The organism is Citrobacter sedlakii NBRC 105722, assembly GCF_000759835.1.
Taxonomy (GTDB): Bacteria; Pseudomonadota; Gammaproteobacteria; order Enterobacterales; family Enterobacteriaceae; genus Citrobacter_A; species Citrobacter_A sedlakii.
Genome location: NZ_BBNB01000010.1, coordinates 157,584 through 174,830, shown reverse-complemented (window position 1 = coordinate 174,830; position 17,247 = coordinate 157,584). Strand labels below are relative to the sequence as shown.

Below are 17,247 nucleotides of genomic sequence, written 5' to 3'. Positions count from 1 at the left end.
TCAATCTCGTGTGGGCCGGATAAGCGCAACGCCATCCGGCATGCACCGTCAGGCGTTGACTGCTTCGCCTTCGCCCATATCCATCTGACGATTCGACGGCTGGACAAAATAACGCTTGTCTTCCCAGCGCAGACAGGTCAACTCCCCGCCCCAGCAGCAGCCGGTATCCAGCGCATAAATCCCTTCCGGCGTACCTTTGCCTTCCAGCGAGGCCCAATGCCCAAAGGCGATGCTGTATTCCTCACTTACCGGACCGGGAATGGCGAACCACGGCTTTAGCGGCGCGGGCGCGTCTTCGGGTGACTCTTTGCTGTACATGTCCAGTTGACCGTTCGGGAAGCAATACCGCATACGGGTAAAGGCGTTAGTGATAAAACGCAGACGCGCCAGTCCTGTTAGCGCTGGCGACCAGTTATTCGGCATGTCGCCGTACATCGCATCAAGGAAGAAAGGATAAGAGTCGCTCGACAGCACGGCTTCGACATCGCGCGCGCACTCTTTCGCCGTCTGCAGATCCCACTGCGGCGTAATCCCCGCATGGGCCATTACCAGCTTTTTCTCTTCGTCGATCTGTAACAGCGGCTGGCGGCGCAGCCAGTTCAGCAATTCGTCAGCGTCGGGCGCTTCCAGCAGGGGGCCTAACCGATCTTTGGGTTTGTTACGGCTTATTCCGGCAAACACCGCCAACAGATGAAGGTCGTGATTGCCCAGCACCAGGCGCACGCAGTCGCCGAGTGACTTCACATAGCGCAGCACGTCCAGCGAGCCGGGGCCGCGAGCGACTAAATCACCGGTAAGCCAGAGGGTATCGGATTCGGGGGTAAATTTTACCTGGTCTAACAATGCGATCAGTTCATCGTAGCAACCGTGAACGTCGCCAATAAGGTATGTTGCCATAGCTATTGTTTTAGTGAATGAGTGTTGGAACGGCGAGTCGGAAAACAGGAATATCGATGGTAAAGGCGACGCCGTTCTCATCAATCATCTCGTAATGACCCTGCATAGTGCCCAGCGGCGTTTCAATCACCGCACCGCTGGTGTACTGGTATTCTTCGCCAGGATCAATGTGCGGCTGAACGCCCACCACGCCTTCTCCCTGGACTTCGGTTTCACGGCCATGACCATTGGTAATTAACCAGTAGCGTCCCAATAGCTGCACTGGCGCTCGCCCCAGATTGCGGATGGTTACGGTATAGGCAAAAACGTAACGTTCATCATCAGGTGAAGATTGCGCCTCAATATAGACGCTTTGTACCTGAACACACACTCGGGGCGAATTGATCATGCTTAGCTCTCCTTCGACGGCGCGTTTTCGGCCAGATAGTTCGCCATCTTGCAATACTGCGCGACAGAGATATTTTCCGCTCGCATCGCCGGGTCGACGCCCAGCTCCGTCAGAACCTCGACGCTGAACAGATTGCCGAGGCTGTTGCGAATCGTTTTACGGCGCTGGTTAAACGCTTCGGTGGTGATGCGGCTTAACACGCGAATATCGTTGACCGGATACGGCATCGTCGCATGCGGCACCAGGCGCACCACGGCGGAATCGACTTTAGGCGGCGGCGTGAAGGCGGACGGCGGCACTTCAAGCACCGGGATCACGTTGCAGTAATACTGCGCCATGACGCTTAATCGACCATACGCTTTACTGTTGGGTCCTGCAACCAGACGATTGACCACTTCCTTCTGCAACATAAAGTGCATGTCGGCAATGGCATCAGTATAGCTAAACAGGTGGAACATCAGCGGCGTGGAGATGTTATACGGCAGGTTGCCGAACACGCGCAGCGGTTGGCCCATTTTCTCCGCCAGTTCGCCGAAGTTCATCGTCATGGCATCCTGCTGATAAATGGTCAGCTTTGGTCCCAGAAACGGATGGGTTTGCAGACGCGCTGCCAGATCGCGGTCAAGTTCAATAACCGTCAGTTGGTCAAGACGTTCGCCAACCGGCTCCGTCAGCGCGGCCAGACCGGGGCCGATTTCAACCATCGCCTGACCCTTTTGCGGGTTGATGGCGGAAACAATGCTGTCGATCACAAACTGATCGTTGAGAAAGTTTTGCCCGAAGCGTTTACGGGCTAAGTGGCCCTGATGGACTCGATTATTCATTGGGTATTAACAATCATTTTGATGGCGAGATTAAGCGCCGTAATAAAACTGCCGACGTCAGCGTCGCCCCGGCCCGCCAGTTCAAGGGCAGTGCCGTGGTCTACCGACGTACGGATAAAGGGCAGGCCCAGCGTGATATTCACCCCGCGGCCAAATCCCTGGTATTTTAGCACGGGGAGACCCTGATCGTGGTACATTGCCAGCACCGCGTCCGCATGTTGCAGATATTTCGGCTGAAACAGCGTATCTGCGGGCAACGGGCCGGTCAGTTTCATCCCCTGAGCGCGCAGCGTATCCAGCACCGGAACGATCGTGTCGATCTCTTCGGTTCCCATGTGGCCGCCTTCACCGGCATGTGGATTCAGGCCACAGACCAGGATCCGCGGCTCGGCGACACCGAATTTGGTGCGTAAATCGTGATGCAAAATGCCGATCACTTCATGAAGCAGCGCAGGCGTAATGGCATCGGCGACGTCACGAAGCGGCAAATGCGTGGTTGCCAGCGCGACGCGCAGCGCTTCAGTGGCCAGCATCATCACGACTTTTTGTGTCTGCGAACGTGCTTCAAAAAACTCGGTGTGCCCGGTAAACGGGATGCCCGCATCGTTAATAACGCCCTTGTGCACCGGGCCGGTAATCAGCGCGGCGAATTCTCCCTCCAGGCAGCCGTCACAGGCGCGCGCCAACGTCTGCACGACATATTCACCGTTTTCCACGGTGAGCTGTCCTGCGATGACCGGCGCGCGCAACGCCACCGGCAGCAATGTCAGCGTACCGGCGGTCTGAGCTTTGGCTGGCGTATCGGGAGAATAAGGGAGGAGGGAAAGCGGTAGACCGAGCTGGTTTGCCCGGTCTGTTAACATCGCGGCGTCGGCGCAAACGACCAGTTCAACCGGCCAGTCGCGTTGCGCCAGTTGAACCACCAGATCCGGGCCGATCCCGGCGGGTTCGCCGGGAGTAATGACAACGCGTTGAGCAACCGTCATTAATTGCTCAGGATTTTAACGTAGGCGCTGGCGCGCTGTTCCTGCATCCAGGTTGCCGCTTCTTCCGAGAACTTACGGTTCATCAGCATGCGGTAAGCGCGATCTTTTTGCGCGGCGTCGGTTTTATCGACGTTACGCGTGTCCAGCAGTTCGATCAGATGCCAGCCGAAGGAAGAGTGTACCGGCGTGCTCATCTGGCCTTTGTTCAGACGGGTTAACGCATCGCGGAAGGCCGGATCGAAAATATCTGCCGCAGCCCAGCCCAAATCGCCGCCCTGGTTGGCGGAACCCGGATCCTGGGAGAACTCTTTCGCTGCGGCGGCAAAGGTGGTTTTCCCGCTCTTAATGTCTGCCGCAATCTGCTCAAGTTTCTGGCGAGCCTGCTGATCGGTCATGATTGGCGACGGCTTCAGCAGAATGTGACGGGCATGAACTTCGGTCACCGAAATGCTCTGGTTCTGACCACGCATATCGTTCACTTTCAGGATGTGGAAACCTACCCCGGAGCGAATCGGGCCAACCACGTCGCCTTTCTTCGCAGTGCTCAGCGCCTGAGCGAAAATGCCTGGCAGTTCCTGAATACGACCCCAGCCCATCTGGCCGCCTTTCAGCGCCTGCTGGTCAGCAGAGTAGGTAATCGCCAGTTTGCCGAAGTCATTGCCGTTACGCGCCTGATCGACAATCGAGCGCGCCTGCGCTTCCGCTTCATTCACCTGGTCAGAGGTCGGATTTTCCGGCAGCGGGATCAGGATATGGCTGAGGTTCAGCTCGGTGTTGGCATCGTTCTGGTTGCCCACCTGCTGCGCCAGCGCCTCGACTTCCTGCGGCAGAATAGTGACACGACGGCGCACTTCGTTGTTGCGCACTTCAGAAATGATCATCTCTTTACGGATCTGGTTACGGTAGGTCGAATAGTTCAACCCGTCGTAGGCCAGGCGGCTACGCATTTGATCCAGCGTCATGTTGTTCTGTTTGGCGATATTGGCAATCGCCTGATCAAGCTGCTCATCAGAGATTTTTACGCCCATCTTCTGACCCATCTGCAGGACGATCTGGTCCATAATCAGACGTTCCAGGATCTGGTGACGCAGCGTGGCGTCGTCCGGAAGCTGTTGACCGGCCTGACTCGCGTTCAGTTTGACAGACTGCATTAAGCCATCAACGTCGCTTTCCAGCACCACACCGTTATTTACAACGGCTGCGACTTTATCGACCACCTGCGGGGCAGCGAAACTGGTATTCGCGATCATGGCGATACCGAGAAGCAGCGTTTTCCAGTTCTTCATACTTTTTCCATTTCAATTAACCGCACTGCGGATTACGTGGTAAATCAATCTATTACAGAGTGCTTTGATACGGCAATATGTTGGAGCGCAGCATCTCTTTCGTGCCGAGACCGTAGTTGGAGCTCAGACCGCGAAGTTCGATGTTGAATCCAATGATATTGTCATATACCGCGTGTTCTTTTTCGTTTTCCCAGCCGTTCAGCTTACGCTCGTAACCGACGCGGATCGCGTAACAGCAGGAGTTATATTGCAGACCTAACATCTGGTCGGCAGGTTTATTCACGTTGGTATCGTAGTAGTAAGCGCCAACGACAGACCAGCGGTCGGCGATCGGCCAACTGGCGACAGCGCCCACCTGGTTGATACCGTTTTTGTACTGCTCAGCCGTCGAGTAGTAACTCGGCAGCGTAGCCTGGATATACTCCGGGCTGGCGTAACGGTAGTTCAACTGTACCAGGCGGTCTTCGTCGCGACGGTATTCGATACTGGAACTGCTGGTCGCGACGCTGTCCAGACGGGTATCGTACTGAATACCGCCACGCAGTCCCCAGCGCTCAGAAATACGCCAGTATGTGTCGCCTGCCCATACCAGAGAGCCTTTTTGGTCATCATTCTCCCACTTAATGTTGTCATCGCCGGTGCGAGACTCGGTGAAATAGTAGATTTGACCAACAGAAACGTTAAAACGTTCAACCGCCGCGTCATCATATACGCGGGATGTGACGCCGGTCGTGACCTGATTCGCCGAAGCGATACGGTCCAGGCCGCCATAGGTGCGATCGCGGAACAGACCGGTATAGTCAGACTGCAGCAAAGAGGAGTCATAGTTGTAAATTTTGCTCTGATCGCGATACGGTACGTACAGATACTGCGCGCGCGGCTCCAGCGTCTGGGTGTATCCCGGCGCGAGCATGTTCATATCACGTTCGAATACCATTTTGCCGTCAACCTTGAACTGCGGCATAACGCGGTTCACCGAATCATCATATTGCGGATAATTCTCGAGGTTCTTTTGCTGGTAGTGTGTCGCCATCAGTTTCGCTTCGGTGTTGAGGCTTCCCCACTTGTTTGACAGCGGCAGATTGATGGTGGGCTCCAGGTGCAAACGCGTCGCTTCCGGCATGTTGTCTTTGGTGTTGACAAAATGCACAGCCTGGCCGTAGATACGGGTGTCAAACGGACCGACGTCATTCTTATAGTAGTTAACGTCCAGCTGAGGCTCTGCGGAGTAACTACTGTTATTTTGATCGCTAAAGACCTGGAACTGCTTGGTCGACACGGTGGCGTCGAAGTTTTCTACCGCGTAACCGACGCTGAATTTCTGCGTGGCGTAACCGTCGGTACTGGAACCGTACTTATTGTCGAAATCGTTAAAGTAGCTGGAGTCGCTGACTTTGGTGTAGTCGACATTGAAGCGCCACACCTGATCCATCACCCCGGAATGCTGCCAGTAAAACAGCCAGCGGCGCGAGTTATCGTCTTTGGGATGCTCATCGTCATAGACGCGGTCAGAGTTCAGATAGTCGAACTCCATCAGGCCTGCGCCCGCTTGCGTCAGATAGCGGAATTCGTTCTCCCACATTATCCCGCCGCGACGGTGCATGTAGTGCGGCGTGATGGTCGCGTCCATATTCGGCGCGATGTTCCAGTAATAAGGAAGATAGAACTCGAAATAGTTTTTCGACGTGTACTTCGCGTTCGGGATCAGGAAACCTGAGCGACGCTTATCCCCCACCGGCAATTGCAGGTACGGGCTGTAAAAAATCGGAACCGGACCCACTTTAAAGCGGGCGTTCCAGATTTCCGCAACCTGTTCTTCACGGTCGTGGATCACTTCGCTACCGACCACGCTCCAGGTATCAGAACCCGGCAGACAGGAGGTGAAGCTGCCGTTCTCAAGGATGGTATAGCGGTTTTCACCGCGCTGTTTCATCAGGTCGGCTTTACCGCGGCCCTGACGGCCCACCATCTGGTAATCACCTTCCCAGACGTTGGTATCTTTCGTGTTCAGGTTTGCCCAGCCCTTCGGCCCTTTGAGGATCACCTGGTTGTCGTCGTAATGGACGTTACCGAGCGCATCGACGGTGCGTACTGGCTCAGGCTGGCCTGGCGCGGCTTTCTGATGCAACTGCACCTCATCGGCCTGCAGACGGCTGTTGCCCTGCATGATGTCCACATTGCCGCTAAACACCGCGTCATCGGGATAATTTCCTTTCGCATGATCGGCATTAATGGTGACAGGGAGTTCATTCGTCTCGCCCTGTACCAGAGGACGGTCATAGCTTGGCACGCCCAACATACATTGTGAGGCGAGGCTGGCTGCCAGACCCTGCTGACTGTACAGGGCGGTGGCAATCATGGTGGCCAGGAGGGTGGGAATACGTTTTTTCATACGTTGTATTTTATTGTTCCATCATCAGTAGCGTCGCGCGTGACAAACCGCCACAGCCTAACTTACTCATGTTCGTAGTGCTAGTGTTAATCCTGCCGGGATAGCGTCTGTGGTGTTAGTCACGGCTGTGAATGACAGGTATGATAATGCAAATTATAGGCGATGTCCCACAATTGACCGTTGCCGTGAAACGGTAAAAAGCGGCTTATTTTGCGGGACATAACCTCACCAGGCGTGAGACAAATTGGGGAGTTTATGCAGTACTGGGGAAAAATTATTGGCGTGGCCGTGGCTCTGATGATGGGCGGCGGCTTCTGGGGCGTGGTTCTCGGGCTGTTAATCGGCCATATGTTTGACAAAGCACGCAGCCGAAAAATGGCGTGGTTTGCCAACCAGCGTGAACGTCAGGCGCTGTTTTTTGCCACTACCTTTGAGGTGATGGGGCACTTAACGAAATCAAAAGGACGGGTGACCGAAGCGGATATCCATGTGGCAAATGTGCTTATGGATCGAATGAATTTACATGGCGAATCGCGATCTGCGGCGCAAAACGCGTTCCGCGTCGGAAAATCAGACAATTACCCACTGCGTGAAAAAATGCGGCAGTTTCGTAGCGTCTGTTTTGGTCGTTTCGACCTGATTCGTATGTTTCTGGAGATTCAAATCCAGGCGGCATTTGCCGACGGCTCGCTGCACCCGAACGAACGCGAAGTGCTGTATGTGATTGCCGAAGAGCTGGGCATTTCCCGCGTTCAGTTTGAGCAATTCCTGCGTATGATGCAGGGCGGCGCGCAGTTTGGCGGTGGTTACCAGCAGCAATCCGGCGGTGGCTGGCAGCAGACGCAGCGCGGTCCGACGCTGGAGGACGCCTGTAACGTGCTGGGGGTGAAGCCCTCTGATGATGCAACCACCATCAAACGCGCTTACCGTAAGCTCATGAGCGAACATCACCCGGACAAACTGGTCGCTAAAGGGTTACCGCCAGAAATGATGGAGATGGCGAAGCAGAAAGCGCAGGAAATTCAGAAAGCATATGAATTAATCAAAGACCAGAAAGGATTTAAGTGAGTCGTTTACCGGATGGCGCAGCGCCATCCGGTAAGCACATAAGCACAGTTAAAAATCGGCAGGCGCTTTAAACGTCATGCTGTTGCCGTAAGCGGGATGGGTAATGGTGAGCGTTTCGGCGTGCAACAGCAGTCGCGGCGCCATTGCCAGCGCTTCCGGGGTGGCGTAAAAGCGATCGCCGAGGATCGGATGACCGAGCGCCAGCATATGGACACGAAGCTGATGCGAGCGTCCGGTGATGGGTTTGAGCACCACGCGGGCGCTGTTATCCGCCGCATAGTCCACCACTTCATACCCGGTCTGCGCCGCTTTACCTGTCTCGTAGCAGACCTTCTGCTTTGGCCGGTTTGGCCAGTCACAAATAAGCGGTAGATCAATCAGCCCCTCGGCGGGCTGAGGATGTCCCCACACCCGCGCGACGTACTGTTTTTTTGGCTCGCGCTCGCGAAACTGGCGCTTCAGTTCACGTTCCGCCGCTTTGGTTAACGCAACGACAATCACGCCGCTGGTGGCCATATCCAGTCGGTGCACCGACTCTGCCTGTGGATAGTCGCGCTGGATGCGGGTCATGATGCTGTCTTTATGCTCGTCAAGACGCCCCGGCACGGACAACAAGCCGCTCGGCTTGTTGACCACCATAATGTGTTCATCCTGGTACAGAATCACCAGCCAGGGATCCTGCGGCGGATTGTAGTTCTCCATTCCCATCTTCAGCTCCGTTACTGATGCGTAACGACAATCAGACGTAACGCATCAAGTCGCCATCCGGCCTGGTTCAGGCTTTCCAGCACCTGCTGACGGTTGCTCTCAATCGCCGCCAGCTCATCGTCGCGGATGTTTGGATTGACGGCGCGCAGCGCTTCCAGACGCGAAAGTTCTGCCGACAGTTTTTCATCAGCTTCATGACGCGCGGCGTCAATCAGCGCACGGGCAGATTTCTCAACCTGCGCTTCGCCCTGTTGCAGAATCGCATGCACATCCTGCTGCACCGCATTAACCAGTTTGCTGCCGGTGTGACGGTTAACGGCGCTCAACTGACGGTTGAAGGTTTCGAACTCCACCTGCGCGGCCAGGTTATTACCGTTTTTATCCAGCAACAGGCGCACCGGCGTCGGCGGCAGGAAGCGGTTAAGCTGAAGCTGCTTCGGTGCCTGCGCCTCGACGACGTATACCAGTTCCAGCAACAGCGTGCCGACCGGCAGCGCCTTGTTCTTCAGCAGCGAAATGGTGCTGCTGCCGGTATCGCCGGAGAGGATCAGATCCAGGCCGTTACGAATCAGCGGATGCTCCCAGGTTATAAACTGCGCGTCTTCCCGCGACAGCGCCACATCACGTTCAAAGGTGATGGTGCAGCCATCTTCCGGTAGGCCCGGGAAGTCCGGCACCAGCATATGGTCGGACGGCGTCAGCACAATCAGGTTTTCACCGCGATCGTCCTGGTTAATGCCGACGATATCAAACAGGTTCATGGCAAAGGCGATCAGACTGGTGTCGTCATCCTGCTCTTCAATGCTTTCGGCAAGTTGCTGCGCTTTCTCGCCACCGTTGGAATGGATCTCCAGCAGGCGGTCGCGCCCCTGTTCCAGCTGTGCTTTTAGCGCCTCATGCTGCTCACGGCAGGTTTTGATCAGATCGTCGAATCCGTCCGTCTCTTCCGGCGCCGCCAGGTAACCAATCAGGTTGTTGTAGACCGCATCGTAAATGGCGCGGCCGGTCGGGCAGGTATGTTCAAACGCGTCCAGTCCTTCGTGATACCAGCGTACCAGCACCGACTGGGCGGTTTTTTCCAGGAAAGGCACGTGGATCTGAATATCGTGGGCCTGACCAATACGGTCGAGACGACCAATACGCTGCTCCAGCAGGTCCGGGTTAAACGGTAGATCAAACATCACCAGGTTGCTGGCAAACTGGAAGTTACGACCTTCAGAACCGATTTCAGAGCACAGCAGCACCTGGGCGCCGCTGTCTTCTTCGCCAAACCAGGCGGCGGCGCGGTCGCGTTCAATAATCGACATGCCTTCGTGGAACACGGCGGCGCGGATGCCTTCGCGTTCACGCAGCACCTGTTCCAGTTGCAGAGCGGTGGTCGCTTTGGCGCAGATGACCAGTACTTTTTGCGAGCGATGGCTGGTCAGATAGCCCATCAGCCATTCAACGCGCGGGTCGAAGTTCCACCAGGTGCCGGTATCGCCTTCAAACTCCTGATAAATTTGTTCCGGATACAGCATGTCGCGCGCTCTGTCTTCCGCGTTTTTGCGGGCGCCCATGATGCCGGACACTTTAATCGCCGTCTGATACTGCGTCGGCAGCGGCAACTTAATGGTATGCAGCTCGCGTTTCGGAAAGCCTTTCACGCCGTTACGGGTGTTACGGAACAGGACGCGGCTGGTGCCGTGGCGGTCCATCAGCATGGAGACCAGTTCCTGTCGGGCACTTTGCGCGCCGTCGCGGTCGCTGTTTGCCGTTTGCAGCAGCGGCTCAATATCCTGCTCGCCGATAAGCTCGCCCAACATATTCAGTTCGTCATTGCTGAGTTTGTTACCTGCCAGCAGCATGGCGACGGCGTCGGCGACCGGGCGGTAGTTCTTCTGTTCTTCGACAAATTGGGCGAAGTCGTGGAAGCGGCTCGGATCGAGTAAACGTAAACGGGCAAAGTGGCTTTCCATCCCCAGTTGCTCCGGGGTGGCGGTCAGCAGCAGAACGCCAGGCACGCGTTCTGCCAGTTGCTCAATCGCCAGATACTCGCGGCTTGGCGCGTCTTCGCTCCAGACCAGATGGTGCGCTTCGTCAACGACCATGAGATCCCATTCGGCGTCGCACAGATGCTCCAGGCGCTGTTTGTTACGGCGGGCGAAATCGAGCGAGCAGATCACTAACTGTTCCGTTTCAAACGGGTTGTAAGCATCGTGTTGCGCTTCGGCGTAACGCTCATCATCGAACAGGGCGAAGCGCAGGTTGAAACGGCGCAGCATCTCAACCAGCCACTGATGCTGTAAGGTTTCGGGTACGATAATAAGTACGCGCTCCGCCGCGCCGGACAGCAGTTGTTGATGAAGGATCATGCCGGCTTCAATGGTTTTGCCTAAACCGACTTCATCCGCCAGCAGAACGCGTGGCGCATGGCGGCGACCCACGTCATGGGCGATGTTTAGCTGGTGTGGAATCAGGCTGGTACGCTGGCCGCGCAGGCCGCTCCACGGCATGCGGTACTGCTCGCTCTGAAATTTACGCGCGCGGTAGCGCAACGCAAAGCGGTCCATGCGATCGATTTGTCCGGCAAACAGGCGATCCTGGGGTTTACTGAACACCAGTTTGCTGTCCAGCAGGACTTCGCGCAGCATTACGCCGCTTTCTTCGGTGTCCAGACGGGTGCCAATGTAGGCGAGCAAACCGTTTTCTTCTTTTACTTCATCGATTTGCAGCTGCCAGCCTTCGTGGCTGGTAATGGTATCGCCAGGGTTGAACATCACGCGGGTTACAGGGGAGTCACTGCGCGCATACAAACGGTTTTCGCCGGTAGAAGGGAAAAGCAGGGTGACGGTACGCGCATCCATGGCGACAACGGTTCCAAGTCCCAGTTCGCTTTCTGTATCGCTGATCCAGCGTTGACCAAGTGTAAAAGGCATATTTTGTTCGGCTCTATATCTTTAATTGCAGGCAATACTCGACATACTTCAGGCTGCAGATGCGTTGGCGCGACTCGCTCACTCCCGTCACTTACCCTCAGGAAGCGTCTGCGGTTTTGCGGCGTCGTCGCCAGCCCGTCACTCGAATTATGGTGAGTATAACGACCCTGCCGCCATGCCTGGCGCCTATCGGGATAGTCGCTAAGTGGGCAGCAAGATTATTTGGGTCCAGGAATGGAAAGGGCGCTATGGTAATGGATGGCGGCGGATTCGTCACGCGTCAAAATAACCCTAATTGTCCTGTCAGTAGTGTAGCAAAATTATCGTCGATGAAAGGCAGGATACCTTCAGCGACGGGCTGCAGCTGGCGCGTCAGGTAATGCTCGTAATCCAGCGGCGAACGTTGGTAATCGTGCGGCTCCGGGCCGTTAATCGTCCAGACGTACTTTATGGTGCCACGGTTCTGGTATTGCGCTGGACGACCCCGCTTCAGGTTTTCTTCATCCGCCAGCCGCGCCGCGCGGACATGCGGCGGAACGTTGCGCTGGTATTCGCTTAGCGGACGACGCAGCCGCTTGCGGTAAACCAGCCGATCGTCAAGCTCACCGGCCATCAGTTTAGCGATCGTTTCCCGCACGTAGTCCTGATAGGGTTCATGTCGGAAAATTCGCAGGTACAGATCCTGCTGGAACTGCTGCGCGAGCGGCGTCCAGTCGGTACGTACGGTCTCCAGCCCTTTAAAGACCATCCGTTGCGCATCGCCTTCCTGGATAAGCCCGGCATAGCGCTTTTTACTGCCGGTATCCGCACCACGAATGGTCGGCATCAAAAAGCGGCAAAAATGCGTCTCATACTCCAGCTCAAGCGCGCTGTTGAGGTTTTGCCGTTGCAGTTCCTGCTTCCACCAGGCGTTGACGTGATCAACCAGCGAGCGGCCAATTTCCGCCGCGTCTGCTTCACTGTGGGCGCGTTTCAGCCAGACAAACGTGGAGTCTGTGTCGCCATAGATCACATCATAACCTTGCGCTTCAATCAGCGCTTTGGTCTGGCGCATGATCGCATGACCACGCATGGTAATTGACGAGGCCAGCCGGGGATCGAAGAATCGACAGGCGGTGGTGCCGAGCACGCCGTAAAAGGCATTCATAATGATTTTGAGCGCCTGGGAAAGCGGTTTATTCCCCTGACGTTTGGCTTCGTCGCGACCTTGCCAGATCGTTGTCACGATCTCTGGCAGACAGTGTTTTTCCCGTGAAAACCAGGCATCAAGGAAACCTTCGGTGCTGTGCACGGGATCCGGGTGCGCCATCCCTTCGACCAGACCCACCGGGTCGATCAAAAAGGTGCGGATAATTGACGGATACAGGCTTTTGTAATCCAGCACCAGCACAGAGTCGTACAACCCGGGGCGTGAATCCATCACGTAGCCGCCTGGACTGGCGTGCGGGGGAACCTCGCCGAGATTGGGCGCAACATAACCTGCCCGATGCATTCGCGGGAAATAGAGGTGTCCAAAGGCAGCGACCGAACCGCCGTGGCGATCGGCAGGTAAACCATTGACCGTGGCGCGTTCCAACAGAAACGGCATAATCTCGGTTTTATGGAAGATCCGGGTGACCAGCTCGCAGTCTTTCAGGTTGTAGGTGGCGAGCGCGGGTTTGTCTTCAGCGAACCGGCGGTCGATTTCATCCATACGATCCCACGGGTTATCAATCGACTTGCCTTCGCCGAGTAATTCCTGCGAGACGGCCTCAAGGGAAAATGACGAGAAGTTCCAGAAGGCTGACTTCAGCGCTTCTATGCCATCGATAATGAGTCGACCTCTGGCCTGAGCGAAGAATACGCCATTTTTAAACCCGTGCTCGCGCCATTCCAGTTCGCTGTTGTCGCGGCCAAAGCGCAGCGGAACGCGGTAGCGCTCGGCGTGCTTTTGCAGCATGCGCAGATCGAACTGCACGACATTCCAGCCGATGATAACGTCCGGGTCATAGCGGGCAATCCATTCATTCAACTTTTCCAGAAGCAGTGGGCGGCTGGCGACGTACTCAAGCTGGAAGTCGAGCGTGGAAGCGTCGCCGTTCGCCGGGCCAAGCATATACACGGTGCGCTGGCCGCAGCCTTCCAGGCCAATACAATACAGTTCGCCGTGGCGGGTAGTTTCGATATCCAGTGAGAGCCATTTCAGCGGCGGACGATAGTCAGGATGCGGCTTTATCCGCGCATTGACGATTGCGCCGTGACGCGCTTCGCCTTCTACCCACACCGGGGAGGTGATAAACCGTTCCATCAGGTAACGCTCTGGCGGACGCACATCGCCTTCGTACACCGTGACGCCATTTTCCCGCAGCAGCTTTTCCAGACGCATTAGCTGTCGGTGCGAACGGCAATAAAGCCCAGACACCGGTTGGCGATGAAAATCTCTGAGACGAAGCGGCGCCAGGCGATAGCCGTTTTCGGCGGCCAGAAGTGATTTTACCCGTGGCGTCTGCTGTTCTGGGAAAAAGGCGACGGATTCCTGAGGGGCAAGCGTCACCTGCAAAGGTCCGCTGTCTGTAGCCAGCCAGAATGAGACCTCTGTTCCCTGCGACGTATCCCGCCAGTGTCGGGTTAAAATAAAACCTGCCTGCGCCACGCTGTATACCTGTTCGCTTATGTGTCTTCAGTATAACCTGGTTTGAAAAAGAATACTGTTATTTTGTACAGTAATTGACGAATGCAACCTTTATAAAGTCTGAATGAGGACATTATATATAATTCGGATTAGTGCCTGTTTGATTTTGTTACTTGTTTCTCGGAATAGCAAAATTTAGCAATTTTTATTTGTTTTCATTAAACGTAAGTGTAAAACTTTCTTTTGAAACGCCCGCTTGCTTTGACTGAATATAATATATATTTGGGTAACCTATCGATAAAATATAATATATATTTAAATTTATCTATTGCTAAATAAAAAGGATGCGGTTCGATTTCGTCGGGAATATCTCTCTGTTATCATTTTGTTTTAAGTGGATGATTATTGTTCAGCTTAGGGAACGGGCGTTTTCTTTTTCATGGAGTGGGTATATGAATGAATTTACTCGAATACATCAGAATAATTATCATAACTATGTTTTTGTAAATACGCTGGTTTCAAGGCCGTCGGTGAACACCGTCAGTAAATATATTGAGTATAAAACATGGACAGGGCAGATTTGGCGTACTGAAACTATTGAAGATGGAAATGCGTTTTTCCATTGGCAAGGTCACGATCGTCGAAATGGCCATCGCGATACGGTGATTAATTATTTTTTACACGGGCAACGGTGGCAGTCAACGATCGTTGATTACGTCTTTTTTCATTCTCTGGAAGGGGAGGAAATACGCGGTTATTTTGATAATGCGATAGAATATATCAGCGCGAATAATTGTTTATTCAAAAGTCGATTCGCCGAATATCTTCCCGAATAAATAAGTTGCGCGTCTCTGTCTGGACGCGCAACGGCGTGTTACTGGCCGTAATAGGCTTTTGCGCCATGCTTGCGCAGATAATGTTTATCAAGCAGGGTTTGTTGCATATCGGGTAGCTGCGGGGCAAGCTGGCGACAGAAAATCCCCATGTAGGCGACCTCTTCCAGCACTATGGCGTTATGCACCGCATCTTCAGCATTCTTACCCCAGGCGAAGGGGCCGTGAGAATGTACCAGTACGCCCGGCATCTGGGCGGCATCAATGCCCTGTTTTTCGAAGGTTTCCACGATCACATTGCCGGTTTCCCATTCATACGCGCCGTTAATTTCCGCATCGGTCATTTTACGCGTGCAGGGGATCGTACCGTAGAAATAGTCGGCGTGGGTGGTACCGGTGGCAGGGATCGGCTGTCCGGCCTGTGCCCAGATGGTTGCGTGGCGGGAATGCGTGTGTACGATACCGCCAATTGATGGAAAAGCCTGATACAACAGGCGGTGTGTGGGGGTATCGGAAGACGGTTTTTTCGTTCCTTCCACGACTTCACCTGTCGCAAGGCTGACCACCACCATATCCCCGGCGGTCATCGCGTTGTATTCAACGCCGGACGGTTTGATGATGAACACGCCGCGCTCGCGGTCAACGGCGCTGACATTCCCCCAGGTGAGCGTCACCAGATTATGCTGCGGCAAAGCCAGATTCGCTTCCAGCACCTGGCGTTTAAGATCGTCTAACATGTTTGTCTCCTTGCCTGATGGCGGCGTAAACGCCTTATCCGGCCTATACCTTGAGCAGGCCGGATAAGTGAGGCGTATCAGGCAATTACCTGGTTAACGTTTGAATCCGTAATACACTTCATTCCAGCGCAGCGCGTCTTTAAAGGCGGGCAGGCGGGTTTCGTTATCAATAACGGCGATTTCGATATCGTGCATTTCAGCAAACTGGCGCATATCGTTCAGATCCAGCGCGTGGCTGAAGACGGTATGGTGGGCGCCGCCCGCCAGGATCCACGCTTCAGAGGCGGTAGGCAGGTCCGGCTGCGCTTTCCACAGCGCATTGGCGACCGGCAGTTTCGGCAGCGAGTGCGGCGTTTTGACGGTGTCGATGCAGTTCACCAGCAGGCGGTAGCGATCGCCCAGGTCGATCAGGCTGGCGACAATCGCCGGACCGGTTTGGGTGTTGAAGATCAGACGCGCGGGATCGTCTTTACCGCCAATGCCGAGATGCTGCACGTCGAGGATCGGTTTTTCTTCCACCGCGATGGTCGGACACACTTCCAGCATGTGCGAGCCAAGCACCAGATCGTTGCCTTTCTCGAAGTGGTAGGTGTAGTCCTCCATAAATGAGGTGCCGCCCTGCAGACCGGTTGACATCACCTTCATGATGCGAAGCAGAGCGGCGGTTTTCCAGTCGCCTTCGCCCGCAAAGCCGTAGCCCTGCTGCATCAGACGCTGTACGGCCAGACCAGGAAGCTGTTTCAGGCCGTGCAAATCTTCAAAAGTGGTGGTAAACGCGTGAAAGCCGCCCTGTTCGAGGAAACGCTTCATTCCCAGCTCGATGCGCGCCGCTTCCAGCACGTTCTGCCGTTTTTCGCCGTGGATCTGCGTAGCAGGCGTCAGGGTATAGCGGTTTTCATACTCGTCGATCAGCGCGTTGATATCGCCGTCGCTGATGGAATTAACCACCTGCACCAGATCGCCCACCGCCCAGGTGTTCACCGAGAAGCCGAACTTGATCTGTGCGGCGACTTTATCGCCGTCAGTGACCGCCACTTCGCGCATGTTATCGCCGAAACGGCAGACCTTCAGATGACGCGTATCCTGTTTTGAGACCGCGTGACGCATCCACGAGCCGATACGATCCTGTGCCGTCTTATCCTGCCAGTGACCGGTGACTACGGCATGCTGCTGACGCATACGCGCGCCGATGAAACCGAACTCGCGACCGCCGTGTGCGGTCTGGTTCAGGTTCATAAAGTCCATATCAATACTGTCCCACGGCAGGGCGGCGTTGAACTGAGTGTGGAACTGAAGCAGCGGCTTATTAAGCGTCGTCAGTCCATTGATCCACATTTTCGCAGGAGAGAACGTATGCAGCCAGACCACCAAACCCGCGCAGCGATCGTCGTAATTTGCATCGCGGCAAATGGCGGTGATCTCATCCGGCGTGGTGCCCAGCGGCTTCAATACCAGTTTGCACGGCAGTTTGGCTTCGCTGTTCAAAGCATTAACGACGTGTTCGGCGTGCTGAGTGACCTGACGCAGCGTTTCTGGCCCGTAAAGGTGCTGGCTACCGATTACAAACCACACTTCATAGTTATCAAAAATTGTCATTGT

The 17,247-nt window shown here is 55.0% G+C and carries 13 protein-coding genes; 2 read left to right on the top strand and 11 right to left on the bottom strand.

All coding sequences use genetic code 11. The features are described 5' to 3' along the window. Positions 1-48: 48 nt before the first annotated feature. The 6 genes from apaH to lptD are packed head-to-tail and all read right to left on the bottom strand — an operon-like array spanning position 49 to position 6,773. Positions 49-897, bottom strand: coding sequence for a bis(5'-nucleosyl)-tetraphosphatase (symmetrical) ApaH (gene apaH / locus CSE01S_RS15110; protein WP_042290143.1), 849 nt, complete (start codon positions 895-897; stop codon positions 49-51). 10 nt (positions 898-907) lie between these two features. Next, positions 908-1,285: a Co2+/Mg2+ efflux facilitator ApaG/CorD gene (apaG, locus tag CSE01S_RS15105; RefSeq protein WP_042290141.1), complete on the bottom strand. Its 378-nt coding sequence runs from the start codon at positions 1,283-1,285 to the stop codon at positions 908-910. Positions 1,286-1,287: 2 nt separating this feature from the next. Beyond that, entirely contained in the window at positions 1,288-2,109 is an 822-nt protein-coding gene (gene rsmA, locus CSE01S_RS15100; RefSeq protein ID WP_042290139.1) for a 16S rRNA (adenine(1518)-N(6)/adenine(1519)-N(6))-dimethyltransferase RsmA, read from the bottom strand. Beyond that, entirely contained in the window at positions 2,106-3,095 is a 990-nt protein-coding gene (gene pdxA / locus CSE01S_RS15095; protein WP_042290137.1) for a 4-hydroxythreonine-4-phosphate dehydrogenase PdxA, read from the bottom strand. Before pdxA ends, rsmA begins: the two co-directional genes overlap by 4 nt. Beyond that, positions 3,095-4,381 carry a peptidylprolyl isomerase SurA gene (surA, locus tag CSE01S_RS15090; RefSeq protein WP_042290135.1) on the bottom strand — a complete coding sequence of 429 codons (1,287 nt, stop codon included), beginning with the start codon at positions 4,379-4,381 and terminating at the stop codon, positions 3,095-3,097. The genes pdxA and surA overlap by 1 nt, the downstream gene beginning before the upstream one ends. A 52-nt stretch (positions 4,382-4,433) precedes the next feature. Then, entirely contained in the window at positions 4,434-6,773 is a 2,340-nt protein-coding gene (gene lptD, locus CSE01S_RS15085; protein WP_042290133.1) for an LPS assembly protein LptD, read from the bottom strand. A gap of 255 nt (positions 6,774-7,028) precedes the next feature. Between lptD and djlA the strand changes: the two genes are divergently transcribed. Next, positions 7,029-7,841, top strand: coding sequence for a co-chaperone DjlA (gene djlA, locus CSE01S_RS15080; RefSeq protein ID WP_042290130.1), 813 nt, complete (start codon positions 7,029-7,031; stop codon positions 7,839-7,841). 48 nt (positions 7,842-7,889) lie between these two features. Here djlA and rluA read toward each other — a convergent pair whose 3' ends face one another. From rluA to polB, 3 genes are all read right to left on the bottom strand, one after another. After that, the gene (rluA, locus tag CSE01S_RS15075) at positions 7,890-8,549 is read right to left on the bottom strand and encodes a bifunctional tRNA pseudouridine(32) synthase/23S rRNA pseudouridine(746) synthase RluA (RefSeq protein ID WP_042290127.1); all 660 of its coding nucleotides are present in this window, start codon (positions 8,547-8,549) and stop codon (positions 7,890-7,892) included. Positions 8,550-8,560: 11 nt separating this feature from the next. After that, on the bottom strand, positions 8,561-11,467 hold the full coding sequence (rapA, locus tag CSE01S_RS15070; protein WP_042290124.1) for an RNA polymerase-associated protein RapA: 2,907 nt from the start codon (positions 11,465-11,467) through the stop codon (positions 8,561-8,563). Positions 11,468-11,747: 280 nt separating this feature from the next. Continuing rightward, positions 11,748-14,099 (bottom strand): DNA polymerase II, encoded by a 2,352-nt coding sequence (gene polB / locus CSE01S_RS15065; protein WP_042290121.1) that lies wholly within the window; start codon positions 14,097-14,099, stop codon positions 11,748-11,750. A gap of 431 nt (positions 14,100-14,530) precedes the next feature. On the opposite strand from polB, the gene CSE01S_RS15060 reads away from it, so the two are divergent. Further along, positions 14,531-14,914, top strand: coding sequence for a DUF4751 family protein (locus tag CSE01S_RS15060; protein WP_042290118.1), 384 nt, complete (start codon positions 14,531-14,533; stop codon positions 14,912-14,914). Between the two features lie 38 nt (positions 14,915-14,952). Here CSE01S_RS15060 and araD read toward each other — a convergent pair whose 3' ends face one another. Both araD and araA read right to left on the bottom strand, forming a co-directional pair. Next, positions 14,953-15,648, bottom strand: coding sequence for an L-ribulose-5-phosphate 4-epimerase (gene araD / locus CSE01S_RS15055; protein ID WP_042290115.1), 696 nt, complete (start codon positions 15,646-15,648; stop codon positions 14,953-14,955). A 93-nt stretch (positions 15,649-15,741) separates the two neighbouring features. Then, positions 15,742-17,244 (bottom strand): L-arabinose isomerase, encoded by a 1,503-nt coding sequence (araA, locus tag CSE01S_RS15050; RefSeq protein ID WP_042290112.1) that lies wholly within the window; start codon positions 17,242-17,244, stop codon positions 15,742-15,744. Positions 17,245-17,247: the final 3 nt, after the last annotated feature.